Below are 20,738 nucleotides of genomic sequence, written 5' to 3' on the forward strand. Positions count from 1 at the left end.
CGGAACATGGGGCCGCGTTGCAAAGTTCGAGAGTTTCCATGATGGAGTTACCATGACCTTCCTCGGCCTACAAGCGGACATGCTGGCGCGGATACAGTTCGCGTTCACCGTATCCTTCCATTTTCTCTTTCCTGCCTTCTCGATAGGCACGGCGAGCTACTTGGCCGTTCTCAACGCGTTATGGCTGTGGAAGCGTGACGAAGCCTACCTGAAGCTCTTCGAGTACTGGAAGACCATCTTCGCAGTCACCTTCGCGATGGGTGTCGTGTCCGGAATCGTGATGAGCTATCAGTTCGGGACGAATTGGTCCGCGTTTTCAGACAAGGCCGGACCGGTCATCGGACCGCTGATGGGTTACGAGGTCTTGACGGCGTTTTTCCTTGAAGCGGGCTTCCTCGGTATCGCGCTTTTCGGTCGCAAGCGCGTCGGGGACTCAGCACATATGGTGTCCGTCGCCATGGTCGCTTTAGGCACGCTGATCTCCGCTACGTGGATCACGTCAGCCAACAGTTGGATGCACACGCCCGCAGGTTTTAGCATCGATTCTAACGGCGTCTTTGTGCCCGAAAACTGGTGGAATATTATCTTCAACCCCTCCTTCCCCTACAGAATGACCCATACCGTGCTGGCGGCCTTCCTAACCACCGCTTTCGCCGTAGGCGCGGTCGGCGCTTGGCACCTGCTGAAGGACAATACGAACCGCCAGGCTCGCATCATGTTCTCGATGGCGATGTGGATGGCGGCAATCGTCACACCCGTTCAGATTTTCGTTGGTGACCTCCACGGTCTGAATACACTCGAACACCAGCCCGCGAAGATCGCAGCAATGGAAGGACATTACGAGACACATAAGGAAGGTGCCCCTCTCGTCCTTTTCGGCATACCGGACGACGAGGCAGAGACCACCCGCTATGCAATCGAGATTCCGAAGCTCGGCTCGCTGATCCTGACCCACGAACTTAACGGCGAGATCAAAGGCCTGAAGGAATGGCCCCGCGATCAGCGCCCTCCTGCACTCATGCCATTCATAACCTTCCGCGTCATGGTCGGCCTCGGCTTCCTTATGCTCGGCGTTGGGCTGTGGTCGCTCTGGGCTCGATGGAAGGGTAGGCTGTATAGCACGCCGTGGCTCCATCGCATCGCTGTGCCCATGGGAGGTTCTGGTTTTATGGCCGTGCTTGCTGGCTGGTACACGACCGAGGTCGGTCGCCAGCCTTGGACGGTCTATGGACATCTGCGAACTGTCGACAGTCTGTCACCGGTTTCCGCACCCGCGGTCGGGACCTCCCTGCTCATTTTCATCGGCGTCTATTTCGTGGTCTTCGGCGTCGGGGTCTACTACCTGCTGAAGCTTATGCGGCGGCCACCGACCCCGCTCGATATGGATCAGGAGCTCGACGCCGGCCCAATCCGAACCGCTGGTATTGTGCCCGGCGTAACGCAGGACCATCAGCCTGGAGGCCGCCATGGACATTGATCTTTCCTTTGTATGGGCGGGGATCATTGCCTTCGCCGTGCTTGCCTATGTTGTGCTGGACGGTTTCGACCTCGGGATCGGGATCGTCTTCCCATTCTTCCGAAAGCGTCGCGACCGCGACGTCATGACGAATTCGATCGCTCCGGTCTGGGACGGCAATGAGACATGGTTGGTGCTGGGTGGTGGTGGCCTCATGGCCGTGTTCCCGCTCGCCTACGCCATCATCATGCCAGCACTCTATATGCCGATCATATTGATGCTGGTCAGCCTTATCTTCAGAGGAGTCGCATTCGAGTTTCGTTGGCGAACTCACGACGAATCCCATCTTTGGGATTTCGGCTTCTGGATAGGATCCTCGATCGCGGCCCTCATGCAGGGCATCTCCCTTGGCGCCTTGGTACAGGGCATCGCAGTTGATGGCAGGCAGTATGCGGGCGGCTGGTGGGACTGGCTGACGCCCTTTTCGATCCTGACAGGCGTCGCCGTTCTCACAGGCTACGCGCTGCTTGGCGTAACGTGGCTCAACCTGAAAACCTCCGGCGATATCCAGGCACGCTCGGCACTGCTCGCGCGTCCTCTGAGCGTCGCGCTCTTGGCGCTGATCGGGATCGTTTCTCTCTGGACACCGTTCATCAATCGGATTTACTTCGAACGGTGGTTTGGCTGGCCAACCGCGTTCTTCTCGTCATTAGTACCGCTGCTGCTAGCTGGTTGCGCTTTCTTGCTCTGGAACGGCCTTAACAGTGGGAAGCACCTGCAACCGTTCTTGGCAGCGCTCGGCGTCTTCGTGTTGAGCTTCGCCGGACTTGGGATCAGTTTTTATCCCTATATTATCCCCGGCGTCCTCACGATCAGGGAGGCCGCGGCTCCGGAGAGTTCACTGATGTTTCTCCTCGTGGGCGCCGTGGTACTCCTCCCCATGATTCTCGCCTACACGGCTTATGCGTATTGGGTCTTTCGCGGCAAAATCGACCCGGAGGAAGGATATCATTGATGAGCGATGGCCTTCGAAAGACAATGTGGTTCATTGTCCTGTGGCTGGCCGGCGTCGGGACGCTCGCCGCAATAGCAATTTTGATCCGCTGGTTTCTGAAATAGCTCAAGACGGGAAAGAACGACCGCAGGAAAGTCGTCAGTTTGCAACGATCCGCGAACGGATCCGAAGGAACTTCAAGCGTCATCATGGGTTGAAATTCACGATGTAAAACGAGGATTTGCCGATGAAGATGGAAGAGCTTTCTAAAAAGCTCAGCAAGATCGACTTCTGCATGTTCAACACGCACGATCCAGCTGGGCACATTAACAGCCGACCGATGAGCAATAATGGCGATGTGGAATATGACGGTGACTCATGGTTCTTCTCCTATGAAGACACCAAGAAGGTTCGAGAGATCGAGCAAGACGCGTCGGTCACTCTGACTTTTACCGCTCCACCAAGCATGCTCGGCAAGCCCGGAATTTTTATATCTGTGAACGGTCAGGCGAGGCTGATTCGAGACAAGTCACAATTCGAAGCTCACTGGTCGCGCGATCTAGATAGATGGTTTCCGCAGGGCGCCGATACGCCACGAATCGTTCTGATCAAGGTATCGGCTGGCACCATCGAATTCTGGGATGGCGAGGAAAACGGAACAATCGAGCGAGCAAGCAGTGCCGCCATGAGAGGTGCAGTGTGAGTAGCGAGCAGACCGATCACGAGAAGATTTGGAAAGAGTTTTCCGACGCCGTCAATATGACACCATCCGCGTTGGAGAAGTGGCTAAAGACTGAAGAAAGCAAGGAAGCTGGCTGGTCCGGAGAGGGCAAGAGCGAAACCGTTGGTCATAAGTCTGGTCGTCGTATCGTGGAAATCAAGCACAAATCAAAATCGGAACTCACGAATGACGACTTTGCCCACATGAAGAAGGTGATCGGCTATGTTCACCGTCACGTGGCCCAAGGCGGACCCAAAGAAGATGTGGAGAATTCCACCTGGCGGCACTCGCTCATGAACTGGGGCCATGATCCACTCAAAGATTGATGTCATTGGGGTGCGGAGGAGCCTGCTGTTTTGGCAGCAGGCTCCGTGTCCAAATGTGCGTTCAAATCAGTGTGCGTTACCGAGCTTTCTGATTGCTTCCACGTCCTTCGCCGTTAGCTCAGACGCTTCGTTCGTCCAGGCGTCACGCAGGAATGTCGCGAGCTCCGGCGAATGAAACTACGCCCTCGTTGGTATGGCACGCAGGGCGACCGCTGGCGCGTATCAGATGCACGACCTGCCGCAGGTTTGAAATCCGATCTGACTGCATAGCGTCAGGCAAACTACACTCCCTGCCCGGAAAATACCGAAAGACTACTGGTTACCAAGCTCAACGCGATCGAACCCGTTTCTCAACCCATAACCCGCAGATTACGTGGGCCTTCAGACGGGGCGGCACAGAAATCGTGTGCCATAACCCTAATTTATATATCTTATCAGTGTTAGCCTTGGTTCAGTTTTACGACTGCAGCTGCGTTTGTGGTCAGCCGGTATTCCGCCATTTTTTCGGGCGTGAGATAGTAGAGCTGATTGGGGGGAGTCTCCAGCGCATGGATCCACAAGCCAGCGCCAATACCCATTTCGTCGAGATGTCGCGCGACCCGTGCGGTGACGGCCTGAGCACTGGACATAGCTTGGTCTGGTGAAACAGGCTCGATGCCGCCATTGAAAACCTGATGCACGCCTATCACGGCGTCTTTTTCGGCTGTTCGCGTCACACCACCAGCAAAAACGATTGGGCAGGATGAGGCACAAAGCGCCCTCTCGTCGATCTTCGTACCGATTGCCTTTTGCCGGATCAGCTTGGACATCGCGATTGCATCATCGACCGAACCTCCCGGCGAGTTCAACGCGACGAATTTGATGTATTCGCCTCGGGCCTCAATCTCGTGGGCGAAACGTTCGGCTGCGCCCGGATCGATTGTTCCCTCGGCATAGAGCACTCCGCCCGAAATCAAATTGAACGTCATTGGTTTACGAAGAACCGCCTCAGGGCTTGAGGGTTTAACCGGTGGAGCTCCGGGGGCATCTGGCGCAATCTTCGGCGGTAAAAAGGTGGGCACGTCCGGGACTGTTTCCACGCCTGGTCGGGCTGCTTCGACTTCGCTGATCTCTATTATGTCAATTACCAAAAAGGTCGCCGCCGCTGCGAGCAGCAGATAGAAGGCGCCGCGCATCAGCACCCCATCGTTGATGTTCGTCATGGCCTTTAGCGCAGTTGCCGGCTTCATGCCGTGGGGCCTTTGCGCGGTGCTTTGTTAAGGCCGAGACTCGTGATGTTATTGACCTCGGCGTCGTCTTTTTCATCTCCGGCCTTGGCGAGAGCGTCTTCGATATCCTGCTCCTCTCTGGCTGACATGCCTTCTCCGGCGATCGCCTTTTGCATGGCGAGCGCCTGCATCAGCTCTGCCACTGTGATCCTCTGAGCAAGCGGCATCGTTTCCTCTTGCCTGCGGATCGCGCCGTTCACGACAGCAAGGATGAAAACCATGACCCCTGGCAACAGATCGATGGAAATAGCACCAGCCCATGCAGGAATGAAGTCGGACGCATAGCGCAGAACGGCTTCCGCCGATGAAAGCGGCACGAACCTCCGCTCCGCCACGGGTGAACGCGATAGAATTTCATCTGCGGCATCGGACAGCACCTTTGATTGTGCTGCAACGGAAGTGCGGATCGTTTCCATCACCCGATCTTGGCGCGATATGAGATCCTGTTCGCCACCATCCGGGATTGGAGCTATGAAGCCGAGCGACAGATCATCTGCCGCGCGGCGGATCGAGGGAGCGATAGAGGTTTGCTGGAGCGAGGTGATTACGCCGGTTAGAGCCACGGCTTCCGACGAAAACTTATCTGCCCGGGGTTCGACAATACCGGGTGCCGAGACGAGACCACGCATGGTCTCAAGGCGCTTCTGTCCTTCGTTGAACAAGCTGGTGACCTGCTCGCGCGACGCATTGATGCCGTTTTCCAACTCGTTTAGTTGCGAAGACATCTGCGACAACAGCGAGACAACGCTACCGGAACCTGTCGTGCCCGTCAGCGCCCCGGACTGTTGCTCGGAGGACGCCAGCTGGGCGAAACGCTCCTTTGCGCGTTGAATGTCCGGCAGCAGGCTTTGTGCAGCCAGCGCGTTTTGGTGTGCCTGCTCCAGATCCGACGTGTAATCCTCGACAGTCTCTGCCAGATGCTGTTCGAGAGCTGCCGATCCTGCGAGCGCAGCAGCATTCAACCAGCTCGACATCGCCAGGATCATGACGCAGCCAACGGCCATCACCGCCAGCATTGCGGTGCGGCTGGAACGGCTGGTGACGTGCGGATAAAATCGCGCCATGTATGTCCAAAACGCGTAGATTCCGACAGAAACTGAAGCGGAGTAGATGATGGCCGCGAAAAAGATCGCTGTTGGCGAGCCGTCGAGAATACTACGTACACCGAGATATGTGTAGACGCCGGAAGCGAGAGCAAGAACAGCAAGGGCAAAACGTGTCATCGTTTCGACCGCTGCCAGGCTTTCCTGCAAGCGATGCGATGCGCCAAGCGCCATAAATTTTTCTCCGGAAGAGGACTGTATTCCTTAACACGACCTTAAATGTCGGCGAATTCAAGGCTACTGCAACCGCAGCATCAACGACACATCGTATCCGATTGACGGTGGGCGCACATCATGGTGCAAGTTTTATAGTTTGATACCAATACGCTCAGCTTTTGTCTTCGCTAGCGCCTGCAGGACTAAGCTGAATGACATTACTGGCATGTTATTGAGGACGGACCTGCCCGCAGAGAGAGTATCCGTCTCGTCAAGACGCTTCCTGTCTTAAAGCGCCTAGAAGGCTGAGCCCTATAAGCACGTATTGTACTGGCAACGGAACAAGTTGCGGTGAACTTTGTTCGCGCTGACGGTCGAATTGCCAATGAAAGAAATGCCGATGGACGTGAGCGCGACGAAACGCCGGGAAAAAAGGGCCGCTGCCCCCACAATAGAGCTTGAAGCAGGCAGAGTTTTGAAGGCACCGCCCGCTTTCATAGCGACCAGGCTTGCAGAATGGCTCGGCAGATCGGACAAGCCGATATGTTATATTGCAAGGAATGAGGAAGAGGCAGACGGCATCGCGCAGACGATTAGCGCGCTCTTTCCGGCGATAGATCACGTCGTCCTCCCGCCTTGGGACTGCCCGCCGTATGATCGTGCGCCGCCCTCGCGACATTCCATGGGACGACGAATGGACGCGTTGAGGCTCTGGACCAATGAGACATCCGCCCAACGATTGCTTCTGACATCTTTGGAGGCATTGCTTCAACGTGTTCCGCCATTACACGTGATCGCGCAAGCGCACTTTGAGCTGGCAGTTGGAAAGACGTTGGATCGCGACGCGTTCATCGATTTTGCCGTGCGTCATGGATATTCCGAAGAAGGCGTTGCGGACGATCCCGGAGAATTCGCTCTTCATGAGGACGTGATCGATGTTTATCCTGCTGGCGCGCCTGGTCCACTGCGAATTGTGCTTGGCGAGAATAACGAAGTGCTGGAGTTGCACGGCTTTGACCGCATATCTCAACGGACAGAAAGTTCTTTGGAGAACGTGTCGATCGGCCCTGCATCGGAAGTTGTTTGGGCCACCGAGAATTGCGAAGATACTCGCCTGTCGGCTCGCAACATCGAGCATTTGCTGCTGAGCCACTACGATGTCATGGCAAGTGTGTTCGATCTCATTGGCGACGCAGACCTGATCCTGGGCCAAGGCATGCATACGAGGATCGAACGGTGTTTGGAGATAATTGCAGACGCTTATCAGGGCAGTGCAGACCTCGACGAAACTAACACCTCGCCGCGGCGCTCGCTCTACCTCAGTCGCGAAGAATGGGATCAGGCGGTAGACCGTTTCAAAACACAGACCTTGGACCTCGAAGGAGGCAGCGGCCTGCCGGTACGGACATATGAGGCTAACTATGGAAGGTTGGCTACAAAATTTGCACGGGAGGCATTGCAGCAGGAGAAGAAAGTTCTGGTTGCTGGCGAAGGAAAGAGCGCAGAAACTTTTTATCGGCGATTGGAGAATGCCGCAAAATTCAAGACCGATTCTTTCGTTCAATGGAGCGATTTGTTGGAAGCCAAGCCGGGTAGCCTGCTTAAAAGCAGCTGTTTGCTACAAGAGGGATTTTGCGATCAATCGCTTAACATCGTCGTCATTGCAGCGCCCGGCGGATCGTCTGCCGAAAATCCCAACGATTTGCTATCGGAGCCCGAGCTTCGGATCGGCGACGTTGTCGTTCATGAAGATCACGGCATTGGGGTCCTTAAGGAGCTAGAGACCATCATCGTCGAGGATGTACCACGCGACGCCGCTCGACTGGAGTATCGCGATGGTGATTCAATCCTCGTGCCCATGCAGGAGTTCGACAAGCTCTGGCGTTACGGTTCCGAGCCCGACGCCGTGTCACTCGATCGCCTTTATACCGAGGCTTGGAGCAAAAGACGCCAGAAGATCGCCGAGGATATCGCTTTCACTGCGCGCCATCTCTCGAAGGTTGCAAAAGAGAGGCGGGAATTAGAAGCGGAAAAGTTCGTCCCTCCACGTGCGCAATTCACGGCCTTCACCCGTCGCTTCCGCTTTGTCGAAACCCGCGATCAAGCCAGCGCAATCCGTGACGTCCTTTCTGATTTCGGGTCAGGACGCGTCACGAACCGTCTTGTTTGCGGAGACGTCGGCTTCGGAAAAACAGAGGTGGCTTTACGAGCAGCGGCCGCTGTGGCTCTCTGCGGTGCGCAGGTTGTCGTTATCGCTCCCACCACTGTGCTGGCACGCCAGCATTTTCACACGTTCGAGCAACGCTTTAGGGGTACGGGCATTTCGGTCGGCATGCTGTCGCGCCTTCTTAAGCCTGCTGAAGCCAAGCAAACGAAAGCGGCTCTGGCGGGAGGGAAGCTGGGCGTGATCGTGGCGACACAGGCGATCTTTGCGAAGGATGTACGATTTGCAAAGCTTGGTTTGTTGATTGTGGACGAAGAGCATCGCTTCGGCCTGAGGGAAAAGAGAGCCATGACGAAGCTCGCGCCTTCGCTTCACACCCTGATGATGTCGGCAACACCAATTCCGCGCACTCTGCAGTCGGCAATGGTCGGCGTTCAGGAGGTCAGCCTTCTCACAACAGCGCCATCGAAACGGCGAGCGGTGCGAACCTCTATCACTGCGGTAGATAATGCCTCAATTAGAGCGGGACTGATGAGGGAACACCGCCGCGGCGGGCAAAGTTTTGTCGTCGTGCCTCGTATCGAGGACATAGATGCGATCCAACGACTACTTGAGACGGCTGTTCCGGAGCTGTCGGTCAAAGTAGCACACGGAAAGATGCCTGCAGCGCTAATAGATGAGACCGTTGTCAGCTTTGCAGCAGGTGACGGGGACATACTACTCGCGACGAATATTATTGAAAACGGGCTCGATATACCACGAGCCAACACCATGTTCATATTTAACCCGGAGCGTTTCGGACTTGCACAACTCCATCAACTGCGTGGCCGCGTTGGTCGTTCAGGTGCGCAAGGCCACGTCACTCTTTTGACGGATGAGCATGCGGAGTTGGACGACGATACGTCCTCCAGACTTACCGCCCTTATTGAAGGTGACCGGCTTGGGTCCGGCTTGGCGATCAGCCTGCGCGATCTTGATCTGCGTGGCGGCGGCGACATGGCCGGCGATGATCAAGCCGGTCATATGCGGGTGCTCGGTGTCGGATTTTACCAGAAGCTCTTGGCCGCTGCGGTCGCAGACCTCACCAAGCGCCCTCCCCCTTTTCTTCAACGAACGGTTCTACAACTCGACGCGTCAGGAACAATACCGGAAGCATATGTGGCGGATCCGGCGACGAGGCTTAATCTTTATGCAAAGCTTTCTCGAGCGTCTGATCTGAGCGCAGTAGATGATCTTGAAGCGGAGTTCGAAGATCGCTTCGGTGAACCACCGCCACAGGTCTTGCTTCTTCTACGCACGACTCGGCTTCAGCTTACCGCAGCACGGCTGGGCTTCTCCAGGCTTGAAGCTGGCCCGAAGGCACTGGCCTTGAACGTCACTGCAAAAGCGCCAGCCAAGGCAATCGCGCTTTTGGTGAAAGAGTTCGCCGGTCGCCGCACCGAGGACCGAATTATCTTCGAGATTGCTAGTCACAATAGTGATGAACGATTGAAGTATTTCGAGGATTTTCTCTCGCAAGCGGGAAAAGCTCTACGCCAACGGCTCGAAAATCGAACACGATTTTCCAGAAAGCACGTTACGTAGTTTAAAGAAGATGGAGCACCCTTTGTGCATCGCTTAAAACGCACAAAGGATGCTCCAGCAGAAACGAAAAGGCGATCAGTCTCCTCCCAAGCCGCTTTATATCTCGGGCGCAGAACTGAATTATCCACACCAGACAACGCGGTATGATCGAAGACCTGCGATTTTTTAGCTTCAAGCGCCTGCCAGGCAATCGATGGTGATCGTAGTGATACCGCTCACAAACTTCCCAGTGCGTTTTTGTTCAGGAGCTTTGCCACCCAGTCCACGAATACGCGAACCTTGTTGGTGACGTGGCGCGTTTGTGGATAGACGATGTAGATCGGCATGGCTTCGCTTTTCCATTCCGGCAACACGCGAACCAGCTGCCCCTGCCTCATTTCCTCTCGGATCGCGAATGGCACCAATTGTCCAATTCCCATTCCGGCAAAAACGGCATGCTGATAAGTGCGCGCATCATTCGCCGAGACAATGTAGCGCGGATTGATTTCGACTGAACGGATACCATTGTCGAAGGCCATGCTCATGACTTGGCCCGCATTGGCATTCAGATATCCAACACAGTGATGGTCGACCTCAAGATCTTCTGGCGCCTGGGGCATGCCGAAGCGTTCGATATAAGCAGGCGAAGCGACCGTGAGGAAACTGAGTTCGGAAACCTTCCTGGCAATAAGCGACTGATCGCGCAGTGTTCCCACGCGCAAGGCACAATCAACATTTTCGGCTATGTAGTCCACAAGGCGGTCTCCGACCCCGATATCGAGCCTGATTTGCGGGAAGCGCTGATGGAAATCACACAGGTTGGGAATAATGATCTCATCTGCAAACATTCCAGACATTTCAACACGCAGGCGACCCGAAGGTTGTACGTTGGCGTTTGAGACACTGCCATCCAGTTCATCGATCTCCGCCAATATCTGAGTGGCTCTCTCATAGTAGAGAGCGCCGTCAGTCGTCACCATCACGCGCCGCGTCGTGCGGTTCAGCAAGGTAGTGCGCAGATGTGCTTCAAGCCCTTGGACCATATTCGTCACGGTGGTCTTCGGAATATTGAGAGCGTTGGCTGCCTTGGTGAAGTTTCCCGTCTCCACCACCCTTGCAAATACGCGCATCGCCGCCAACTGATCCATGTCATCCCCCACAGATTATCCACGAATTTGGAATAGTGTTTTCGATTTTGCGCGCTTGCGCGACTTACACCGAACAATATATCAATATTCGAAATCACTACAAGAGAGGAAGCGATCTCCTCTGAAGGATGAAAGATGGACAGCCGATGGCACACGATCGAGATGAGCTGCACAGCGAGCCCGCCTGTCTCCGTGCGCGTGTACAGTGCTGAGGGGAAAGTTCGTACGCCTCCGTTGGTCCTTTATCTAAGGGGCGGCTCTTTCCTTGAAGATAAGGCCGAGCCAGCGGAACTGCCTGTTGCAAAAGCGCTGGCCAGTAGCGGTGCCGTCGTTATCGAGGCGGACTATAGCACTGGCTCGTCCAATGAGTTCCCCGCGGTGATCGATCGTGCTTTTGTAGCGCTTAATTGCTTAAGCAACAGCCGAAAGCAGTATGGCAGCGCCAAATCTCTGCTGTTCGTTGCGGGCGAAGAAGCAGGTGGCAATGTTGCTGCAGGGTTGGCGCTAAAGGCGCGGGATCGTATGCCGGGAAAACTCGCTGGGCAAATCCTTCTGTCGCCGATGATCGATCCGCTTATGGCATCGATATCGATGAGAGATGCAGACAGGATCGGCATGCGGCAACGCTGGGCAGAAGGCTGGAGCAGATATTTGGGCAAAGCCTGTGGGGCGGCGCATCCCTACGCGGCACCATGTCTGTGTACGAGGCTGGGCCGTGTGGCTCCAGCCATGATTTTTACCGCAGAAGATGATCCTCTGCGTGACGAGACTATCAATTATGCCAGTCGGCTGCGGGATGCAGGAATAGTTGTCAGGCTGCATGTTTTCCCCTCAGGTTCCGGCTGGACGGGGCTTTATCGATGTGAAGGTGGCAAATGGCTTTCGGCGGTTTGCGATGAATTTTCGGGGTTTGTTCAAGACCTCAAGCATTAGCATTAAAGACAATCACTGATCAGCTTCCTTATGAAGCCAAGGAGTATCCCATGACGCTCAAGAACAAGCGCCGCGCCCTTACGGGTGCCGGTATCGGCCTTGCTATGTCTGTTGCAGCAGCGGCATTGCTATTCGATCTTCCTGTGAGCACCGGCGCGGTGGCCGCAGCACCAGAGGCGCCCGCGCCTGCAATCCCTGTCACTGTTGCGGTGGTGAAAGACCGCGACATCACCCACTGGGAGCAGTTTTCCGGTCGGCTGGAAGCTGTCGAGCGAGTTCAGATCCGCTCCCGTGTTGCGGGCCAGCTTCAAGCGGTCCACTTCCGGGAGGGCGCGCTGGTAAAGACGGGCGACCTGCTCTTTACTATCGATCCGGCACCCTATCAGGCAGCAGTCGCGGGAGCAGAAGCACAAGTAGCCTCAGCGGAAGCAAAAGTTGATCTCGCCAAAACCGAACTCGAGCGTGGCCAACGCCTATCCGACAATCGCACCATTTCGCAGAGCGACCTCGACCAGCGTCAGAGCAATGTTGCAGAAGCAGAGGCGCAACTGCGGGCGGCCCGCGCAGCCCTGACAACCGCGCAGCTCGATCTGAGCTACACGCAACTTCGCGCGCCGATTTCGGGACGCGTTGGCAAGCTTGATATCACTGTGGGTAATCTGGTTGCCGCCGGGTCTGCCTCTCCCGCGCTTACCACGCTCGTGTCGGTAGATCCTATCTATGCGAGCTTCAATGCAAGCGAAGAGGTCGTTTCCAAAGCCTTGTCGCAGCTTCCGACATCGCACGGCGCAGTCCAGCCGCTTGAGCAGATCCCGGTAGAGGTTGGAACGCTTGCCGATGAGGGTACGCCGATCAAAGGCACGCTCCACCTGATCGACAACCAGGTCGATGGCGCCAGCGGAACGATCGGAGTGCGTGCGGTCTTCGCCAATACTGACGGGCACCTCATCCCTGGCCAGTTTGTACGTGTTCGCCTCGGCGAGCCGAAATCGGAGCGACGTATCGTCATCACAGACCGCGCCATTGGCACCGATCAGGACAAGAAGTTCGTGTTCGTCGTCGATAGCCAAAACAAGGTGGGCTACCGGCAGATCAAGCCTGGTCCCTCGGACGAGGGCATGCGGGTCGTTGAGAGCGGTCTTGCCGCAGGTGACCGGATCGTCGTCAACGGTCTGCAGCGCATACGGCCGGGTGCCATCGTCGCTCCGCAGGCCGAAGACAAGGTCGCCGTCGCGCAATAGTCGATCCGGCGGATCGTCCCGGTCCGCCTAGAGCCAGTAACAACAGAAAGACCTTCGACTGGTGGCGAAACGTCACCGGAAAGATCTTTTGCATCCAATTTTCACCAGGAGAGGGCAAACCCATGAACATCTCCAGATTTTTTGTCGACCGTCCAGTCTTTGCTGGGGTCCTATCGGTCCTCATCGTTATCGCCGGCCTCATTGGCATGCGCGCGCTGCCGATTTCTGAATATCCGGAAGTCGTACCACCATCCATCGTCGTCCGCGCCACTTATCCGGGTGCGAACCCAAAGGTCATCGCAGAGACTGTGGCAACGCCACTAGAGGAGCAGATCAACGGCGTCGAGGACATGCTGTACATGTCCAGCCAGGCAACTTCGGATGGCGTCATGACACTGACCGTCACCTTCAAGCTGGGAACGGATCCGGACAAGGCGCAGCAATTGGTACAAAACCGCGTCTCGCAAGGCGAGCCGCGCCTGCCCGCGGAAGTAAGAAGCCTTGGCGTCTCCACGGTCAAAAGCTCGCCTGACCTGATGATGGTCGTGCATCTCGTGTCCCCGGGCAACCGCTACGACCTCACCTATCTGCGCAACTATGCCGTTCTCAACATCAAGGACAGGCTGGCCCGCATCGAGGGTGTCGGACAAGTCCAGATCTTCGGCGCGGGGGATTACTCCATGCGAGTCTGGATCGATCCTCAGAGGGCCGCCGAGCATGATCTTGCGGCGAGCGATATCAGCAATGCGATCCGCGAACAGAATGTTCAGGCGGCGGCTGGCACCATTGGTGCTTCTCCAAGCCCGAACGGCGTCGATCTGCAGCTGAATGTCAACGCTCAGGGCCGCCTTTCCACTCCGGAAGAATTCGGCAATATTATCGTCAAGAGCGGCACGAACGGTGAAATCACCCGTCTGCGTGACGTCGCGCGTGTTGAACTCGGTGCCGCGGATTATGCTCTGCGTTCGCTCCTTGACGGCGAATCCGCCGTGGCGATCCCGGTCTTCCAGGCCCCCGGCTCCAACGCCATCACCATTTCCGACCAGGTCGCTTCAACCATGCAGGATCTGCAAAAGGCTATGCCTGACGGTGTAAAATATGAAATCGTCTACGACACCACGCAGTTTGTCCGCGCTTCCATTGACAAGGTTATCGACACGCTGCTCGAGGCCATCGCGCTCGTCGTAATCGTCGTCATTCTCTTTCTGCAGACATGGCGTGCCTCGATTATCCCGCTGATTGCCGTTCCCGTATCGATCATCGGCACCTTCGCGGTCATGTATGTCTTCGGCTTTTCGATCAATGCGCTCAGCCTGTTTGGGCTTGTTCTTGCGATCGGCATTGTCGTGGATGACGCTATTGTCGTCGTGGAGAATGTCGAGCGAAACATTGAAAACGGCCTGTCGCCACGCGATGCCACCTATCGCGCCATGAGGGAGGTGTCCGGTCCGATCATAGCGATCGCGCTGGTACTTGTGGCGGTTTTCGTCCCGCTTGCCTTCATCTCGGGCCTTTCGGGACAATTCTACCGTCAGTTCGCGCTTACCATCGCGATTTCTACGGTCATCTCAGCCATCAATTCCTTGACCTTATCCCCTGCGCTCGCTGCTCTTCTGCTGAAGGATCACCATGCGTCGAAGGATTGGTTGACCCGTGGCATGGACAAGCTGTTCGGTGGCTTCTTCCGTGGCTTTAACCGCGCTTTTGGCGCAGCGTCCAACGGCTACGGTAAAAGCGTCGGTGGCTTGCTCAACCGCAAAAGCATTGTAATGGTCGTCTATCTGGCTCTCGCCGGTGCTACATATGGCGTGTTCAGTGCAGTCCCCGGCGGCTTCGTCCCCGCGCAGGACAAACAGTACTTGATCGGTTTTGCCCAGTTGCCGGATGCCGCAAGTCTGGACCGCACGGAAGACGTCATCAAACGTATGAGTGACATCGCCATGCAGCAGCCAGGCGTGGAGCATGCGATTGCATTCCCTGGCCTGTCCATCAACGGCTTCACGAACAGCTCAAACGCGGGTGTCGTCTTCGTTGCATTGAGCCCGTTTGAGCAACGCAAGACAGCGGACCTCTCCGGCGGCGCCATTGCCATGGCCCTCAACCAGAAATTCGGCGCTATCCAGGACGCGTTCATCGCCATGTTCCCGCCACCGCCCGTCAACGGACTCGGCACCACCGGCGGCTTCAAAATGCAGATCGAGGACCGTGCGGGCTTTGGCTATCAGACGCTTGACGAGGTCACGAAGGCCTTTCTCGGGAAAGCCTATCAGACACCCGAACTGGCCGGCTTGTTCTCCAGCTTCCAGATCAACGTGCCCCAGCTCTATGCAGATCTCGATCGCGCCAAGGCCGAGCAGTTGGGTGTCTCCGTGACGGACGTTTTCGAGACGCTTCAGATTTATCTAGGCTCTCTTTACGTAAATGACTTCAACGCATTTGGTCGCACCTACAGCGTTCGCCTGCAGGCAGATGCTCAATTCCGCTCCCAACCGGAAGATATCGGTCATTTGAAGGTCCGGTCATCCAACGGTCAGATGATCCCCTTGTCCGCACTGCTAAAGGTGGATGCCACGACGGGACCAGAGCGGACGACACGGTATAATGGCTTTCTTTCGGCCGACATCAATGGCGGCCCGGCCCCTGGCTTCTCCTCCGGCGAAGCCCAGGCCGCCATCGAACGCATCGCAAGCGAAACGCTGCCCTCGGGCATCTCCTTCGAGTGGACGGATCTGACCTACCAGCAGATTTTGGCCGGAAGCTCAGGCTTTCTCGTTTTTCCACTGGCGTTGCTGCTGGTCTATCTCGTACTGGCTGCGCAGTATGAAAGCCTCACTCTGCCGCTCGCGATTATCATGATCGTGCCAATGGGCGTGCTTGCGGCCATGACGGGTGTCTGGTTGACGGGCGGGGACAACAACATCTTCACCCAGATCGGGCTCATCGTCCTCGTCGGGCTCTCGGCAAAGAATGCCATCCTGATCGTTGAATTTGCGCGGGAGTTGGAGTTCGAAGGACGCTCACCTGTCGCTGCCGCAATCGAGGCAAGCCGACTTCGCCTCCGTCCCATCCTGATGACATCGCTCGCCTTCATCATGGGCGTAGTACCCTTGGTCATTTCCACTGGCGCAGGGGCGGAAATGCGCGCGGCCATGGGCGTTGCGGTGTTTTCCGGCATGATCGGCGTCACATTCTTCGGCATCTTCATGACGCCTGTCTTCTACGTCCTCGTCCGCAGACTTTCGGGCAACCGACCGCTGGTCCAGCATAAGGAGGAGCCTGCCAACACAGACTATAAGATGAGCGAAGCCGTCTGAAATTGCGGCATGTCACACAAATCCCCGGAAAGATGCGATCATTCCGGGGATTTTTACTAAATTCCGGTCACCTGATAACGGTCTGGCAACAAGACTGCCCGGCGCTCGTGACAACTGCACGCGCCGCGAACATTCAGACAAAGTGCCCGGCCAGTAGCGCTTTCCAAGCAGGATATCTTCGTCGTTCGCCCCCTGCCATTCAGTTGACACACTGAAGGGATTGAGAGGCAGAGCACCGAGCGCCTTGAAGCCTCCAAGCATTATCGATGCAGGGTTTTCGCTCAAGGATGCCGACGGGGCTTGCCGGCCTTCCCGGCGTGATCGAGCACCGCACCGGAAAGGTCTGATTCAGATCAGTACTGCCGAAGTCAACATCGATTTTGCCGGCGAGATGACCAAGCGTTTTGGAACGCCTACCATCATTGAAAGCGATGCCCATTCGGCCTGACGTCACCATCCCCGGCGCCGACTTCGCGAAAGATGTAGAACCTTGGGCGACGGGTGGCGATGAGGGATCCGGGGAGTGGCAGTAGTCGGCCGGCAACGAAGTCGAGGATGCCGGGAAGAGCACGCAATCCGCCACGATGAGGTTGTTTCGGTCGAATGATAGCTGCGTCGCGCTCACTCACTCCTTTAGCACAAGTTTATCATGAAGTTCCTTATGTCGCCATGCCTAGACAATGCCACCGGATCCGCCACGCTGTGAGGGCCGCTCACCTGCAACCTGTGTGCGATAGCCGCTGGAGCGGTAAGTCGCGATCGGGTCGATTGCCGCACCCGCCCTCCTTCGTGCTTCAGCAAGAATGGCCTCGACATCAGTGCGATAAGCGCGCTTCAGCGTATCGGACGCCATGAGCGCATCATTCTCCTGCTGGAACCCTTCGAGCGCCTGGCGGTCTACGAGCAATGCCTGCGCGTAGGCCCGGCGAATTTCGTTTGCGCTGGAGATCAGGCTTTCGATTGGATCGGTCACATTATGCGACTGGTCGATCATATGGGCGGGGTGGAATTGCTTCACGCCGCGATGCTCTGCATCCACCAGTTCGTTGAAGACGAGGAACAAGCGATAGGGCTCGATGGCGCCCGCATCGAGATCGTCGTCGCCATACTTGCTATCGTTGAAGTGGAAGCCGCCGAGCTTGCCGAACTGGATCAGACGCGCGACGATCATCTCGATATTGGTGTTGGGTGCATGATGCCCAAGATCGACAAGGCAGAAGGCCTTCTCACCCAGCGTGTTGGCGATCAGGTAATTCGTGCCCCAGTCTTGCACCACGGTCGAGTAAAAGGCGGGCTCATACATCTTGTGTTCGGAGAAAATCCGCCAGTCGTCCGGCAAAGCCTTGTAGATCTCGGCCATCCCGGCAAGGTAGCGCTCGAAGCTTTTGGTGAAATTGCTTTGGCCTGGGAAATTCGAGCCGTCGCCGATCCAGACGGTCAGGGCTTTGGAACCAAGTGCTCTACCGATCTCGATGCATTCGATGTTGTGCTCGACGGCCTGCTGGCGCGTTGCAGCATCCGTGTGGCTCAACGAGCCATATTTGTAGGAATGCTGCTGATCCGCACCGTCGGAGAAGGTATTAGAATTCATCGCATCGAAGCCGAGGCCAAGGGCGTCGGCGTGCGATTTCAGCCTTGCAGGATCTTCCTTATCCCATGGGATGTGGAGAGAGACGGTCGGCGTGGCAGCCGTCAGCTGGTTGATGACGGCACAGTCGTCCAGCTTGTCGAAGATACCGCGTGGTTCACCCAGGCCCGGAAATCGTGCAAAGCGGGTCCCACCGGTGCCGACCCCCCAGGAGGGAACGGCGACGAAAAATTCTGCGACCTTGGCGGTAATTGCATGGATATCGATATTGCGGCGCGACAGATGTTCACCGAGAGCCGAATAGTCGGCCTCATGAGCCTTCGCGCGCTTCTCGTTTTCGCGACCGACCACATCGGCGGCAATCCTAAGTTCCGTCATTTCATCCTCCCTCTGCACCACTTTTTTCAAACTGCCCGCACCGTCATTATTCTTGGCGCGCAGGACCGGAGCTCGATTGTGGAACTTGCTCTTTTGAACGTATCGGTCTCATCTGAGAGACGCCCGCGCGTTAACAGGCGGGCGTTTTAGCGTCAGCGCGTGAAGCTCTGGGCGTTGCCAGCATCGACATTGATAATGTTACCCGTCGATTTTGCGGAGGCGTCCGAGGCCAGGAAGTAGATTGCCTCGGCAATATCTTCCGGGAAGACGTTCAGCTTCAGCATGGAGCGCTTGCGGTAATGTTCTTCCAGATCGTCCACTTCGATCTTGGAGGATGCCGCGCGCTGCTCGCGCCACTCGCCGTTCCAGATCTTCGAGCCACGCAGAACCGCATCGGGGTTGACCGTATTCACGCGAATGCCGGCATCAGCGCCTTCAAGCGCCAGGCAGCGGGCAAGATGGATTTCTGCGGCCTTCGCCGTGCAATAGGCAGATGCGTTGGGTGAAGATGCCAGCCCGTTCTTAGACGCGACGAACACGACATTTCCACCGAGCTTCTGACGTCGGAATAGACGGAAGGCTTCTCGCGACACGAGGAAATAGCCCGTTGCAAGAATGTCGATATTCTTGTTCCACATGGCAAGTGTGGTGTCTTCGACCGGTGCAGACGAAGCAATGCCCGCATTGGAAACAAGGATATCGATGCCGCCAAACTCGACGGTCGCCTCGGCGAACGCCCGAAGGACGGCATCTTCCTGCGTGACGTCCAGCTTGACCGTACGAACGGCATCAGCGCTGAACCTCTTTTCGAAATCACCCTTTGTGTTGTCGAGTGCACCTTCATCGATATCGGCAAGGACGACGCATGCACCCTCGCTTGCAAGCCGCTCTGCCGTGGCCCGGCCGATACCTCCGGCGCCACCGGTGATGAATGCCACCCTCCCGGCCAAGCTCTTCGGCTTCGGCATGCGCTGAAGCTTTGCTTCTTCCAGTAGCCAGTATTCGATGTCGAAGGCTTCCTGTTCCGGCAGTCCCTGGTACTCCGAAACGGCGGAGGCGCCACGCATCACGTTGATGGCGTTGACGTAGAACTCACCGGCAATACGAGCCGTTGCCTTGTCCTTGGCAAAAGAGAACATACCCACACCGGGGATAAGGAAGATGACCGGATTCGGATCGCGCATCTTCGGCGAATTTGCGTGTTTGCAGCTCTCGTAGTAGCGGGTGTAGTCGGCGCGGTAGTCTTCAAGGGCCTGATCGAGGCCAGCCAGCAGCGCATCGACATCGGGTTTCGACGTATCGAGGTCGAGGATAAGGGGCCGGATCTTGGTGCGCAGAAAGTGGTCTGGGCAGGATGTTCCAAGCGCGCCGAGCGGTTTCAATTCCTTCGAGTTGACAAACTCCAGCACCGCATCCTGATCGTCGAAATGGCCGAGCTTGCGTTCGTCCTTCCCGATGCGTCCCCGAATTTCCGGCATGAGGCGCGCGGCGATCGCCCGCCGCTCTTCCTTGGGGAGGGCGCTCGCGACTGCACCGCCGAAAATCGTCTTGCCTTCGGTCTTGGCGGCGAACCATTCGATCGCCTTGTTGATGATCGAAAGCGTCAGCTCGTAGCAGGCCTTTGCATCATTATCCCACGTGAACAAGCCATGGCTTTCCAGCACAACGCCCTTGGCATCAGGGTTTGCCTTGACGAAAGCTTCAAGATCGAGACCGAGCTGGAAGCCGGGGCGACGCCACGGTAGCCAGCCGATATCGCTGCCAAAAACTTCCTTTGTCAGTTCACGGGAGTTTTTCGAGGCCGCAATGGCAATGATTGCGTCGGGATGCATGTGATCGACATGATCGAAGGGAACGAAGCCATGCAGTGGCGTATCGATGGAGGCGGCGCGCGGATTGAGATTGAACGTGCAATGGGGGAGGAAGCCGACCATACGGTCTTCATCTTCTACGCCGCGGTAAATGCCCTTCAGCGCTTCCAGCTTCTCCATGTAGAGGGTGGCGAAACCGTCAAGCCTGATCGTGCCGACATCGCCGCCAGATCCCTTGACCCACATGACACGGACTTTATTGCCGGTGAGCGGGTCGGTCTCCCAGACTTTGGCAGAAGTATTGCCGCCACCGTAATTGGTGATCCGCTTGTCTGCGCCGAGCAGGTTGGAGCGATAGAGCAGCTTTCCCGGCTCATCCAGCGTCGCTGCATAAGCATCGTCCCAGCGATTTTCGAGAAGACGGGTTTGTCCCATCGCAGTATCCTCCCACATCGATTGTCGCGAGTCTCTCAAAGGAACTCGCCTCCCTTGAGCGCAGATATCGCGCATCTAAAAGCGTCATGTCAATCAAAAACGATCATAATTTTTCATTGTGCGCCGCAAAATTGATATT

13 protein-coding genes and 1 pseudogene are annotated in these 20,738 nt (G+C 56.5%); 8 read left to right on the top strand and 6 right to left on the bottom strand.

Annotation, left to right across the window (positions count from 1 at the left end; genetic code table 11):
- The first annotated feature begins 52 nt into the window (after nt 1–52).
- The 4 genes from QZ869_RS12780 to QZ869_RS12795 all read left to right on the top strand — a co-directional run bounded on the left by QZ869_RS12780 (nt 53) and on the right by QZ869_RS12795 (nt 3,497).
- Nucleotides 53–1,477: a cytochrome ubiquinol oxidase subunit I gene (locus QZ869_RS12780; protein ID WP_296105277.1), complete on the top strand. Its 1,425-nt coding sequence runs from the start codon at nt 53–55 to the stop codon at nt 1,475–1,477.
- On the top strand, nt 1,467–2,471 hold the full coding sequence (gene cydB, locus QZ869_RS12785) for a cytochrome d ubiquinol oxidase subunit II (RefSeq protein ID WP_296105216.1): 1,005 nt from the start codon (nt 1,467–1,469) through the stop codon (nt 2,469–2,471). The genes QZ869_RS12780 and cydB overlap by 11 nt, the downstream gene beginning before the upstream one ends.
- Nucleotides 2,472–2,697: 226 nt before the next feature.
- Nucleotides 2,698–3,153 carry a pyridoxamine 5'-phosphate oxidase family protein gene (locus QZ869_RS12790; protein WP_296105217.1) on the top strand — a complete coding sequence of 152 codons (456 nt, stop codon included), beginning with the start codon at nt 2,698–2,700 and terminating at the stop codon, nt 3,151–3,153.
- Nucleotides 3,150–3,497, top strand: coding sequence for a DUF3140 domain-containing protein (locus QZ869_RS12795; protein ID WP_296105218.1), 348 nt, complete (start codon nt 3,150–3,152; stop codon nt 3,495–3,497). Before QZ869_RS12790 ends, QZ869_RS12795 begins: the two co-directional genes overlap by 4 nt.
- A 440-nt stretch (nt 3,498–3,937) precedes the next feature.
- On the opposite strand, the gene QZ869_RS12800 is transcribed toward QZ869_RS12795, so the two are convergent.
- Together QZ869_RS12800 and QZ869_RS12805 are read right to left on the bottom strand one after the other, a co-directional pair.
- Nucleotides 3,938–4,726 (bottom strand): hypothetical protein, encoded by a 789-nt coding sequence (locus tag QZ869_RS12800; protein WP_296105219.1) that lies wholly within the window; start codon nt 4,724–4,726, stop codon nt 3,938–3,940.
- The gene (locus QZ869_RS12805) at nt 4,723–6,042 is read right to left on the bottom strand and encodes a hypothetical protein (RefSeq protein WP_296105220.1); all 1,320 of its coding nucleotides are present in this window, start codon (nt 6,040–6,042) and stop codon (nt 4,723–4,725) included. Before QZ869_RS12805 ends, QZ869_RS12800 begins: the two co-directional genes overlap by 4 nt.
- 340 nt (nt 6,043–6,382) lie before the next feature.
- Here QZ869_RS12805 and QZ869_RS12810 point away from each other — a divergent pair, with 340 nt between their 5' ends.
- Entirely contained in the window at nt 6,383–9,772 is a 3,390-nt protein-coding gene (locus QZ869_RS12810) for a DEAD/DEAH box helicase (RefSeq protein WP_296105222.1), read from the top strand.
- Between the two features lie 215 nt (nt 9,773–9,987).
- On the opposite strand, the gene QZ869_RS12815 is transcribed toward QZ869_RS12810, so the two are convergent.
- Nucleotides 9,988–10,899 (bottom strand): LysR family transcriptional regulator, encoded by a 912-nt coding sequence (locus QZ869_RS12815; protein ID WP_296038660.1) that lies wholly within the window; start codon nt 10,897–10,899, stop codon nt 9,988–9,990.
- 135 nt (nt 10,900–11,034) lie between these two features.
- Between QZ869_RS12815 and QZ869_RS12820 the strand changes: the two genes are divergently transcribed.
- The 3 genes from QZ869_RS12820 to QZ869_RS12830 all read left to right on the top strand — a co-directional run bounded on the left by QZ869_RS12820 (nt 11,035) and on the right by QZ869_RS12830 (nt 16,387).
- Nucleotides 11,035–11,832 (top strand): alpha/beta hydrolase, encoded by a 798-nt coding sequence (locus tag QZ869_RS12820; protein ID WP_296038659.1) that lies wholly within the window; start codon nt 11,035–11,037, stop codon nt 11,830–11,832.
- A 50-nt stretch (nt 11,833–11,882) separates the two neighbouring features.
- The gene (locus QZ869_RS12825; protein WP_296038658.1) at nt 11,883–13,073 is read left to right on the top strand and encodes an efflux RND transporter periplasmic adaptor subunit; all 1,191 of its coding nucleotides are present in this window, start codon (nt 11,883–11,885) and stop codon (nt 13,071–13,073) included.
- Between the two features lie 122 nt (nt 13,074–13,195).
- Nucleotides 13,196–16,387: an efflux RND transporter permease subunit gene (locus QZ869_RS12830; RefSeq protein ID WP_296105224.1), complete on the top strand. Its 3,192-nt coding sequence runs from the start codon at nt 13,196–13,198 to the stop codon at nt 16,385–16,387.
- 150 nt (nt 16,388–16,537) lie between these two features.
- Here QZ869_RS12830 and QZ869_RS21800 read toward each other — a convergent pair.
- From QZ869_RS21800 to QZ869_RS12840, 3 genes and pseudogenes are all read right to left on the bottom strand, one after another.
- A pseudogene (locus QZ869_RS21800) lies at nt 16,538–16,645 on the bottom strand (carbohydrate ABC transporter permease); the annotation flags it as partial.
- A gap of 415 nt (nt 16,646–17,060) precedes the next feature.
- Nucleotides 17,061–18,353, bottom strand: a complete 1,293-nt coding sequence (gene rhaI / locus QZ869_RS12835) for an L-rhamnose catabolism isomerase (RefSeq protein WP_296105226.1) — start codon at nt 18,351–18,353, stop codon at nt 17,061–17,063.
- A 152-nt stretch (nt 18,354–18,505) separates the two neighbouring features.
- Complete coding sequence (locus QZ869_RS12840; protein WP_296019025.1) at nt 18,506–20,599, bottom strand: bifunctional rhamnulose-1-phosphate aldolase/short-chain dehydrogenase; 2,094 nt, start codon at nt 20,597–20,599, stop codon at nt 18,506–18,508.
- Between the last annotated feature and the right edge of the window lie 139 nt (nt 20,600–20,738).

Origin of the sequence: uncultured Agrobacterium sp., from assembly GCF_913777885.1 — a bacterium.
In the GTDB taxonomy this organism is placed as follows: Bacteria; Pseudomonadota; Alphaproteobacteria; order Rhizobiales; family Rhizobiaceae; genus Agrobacterium.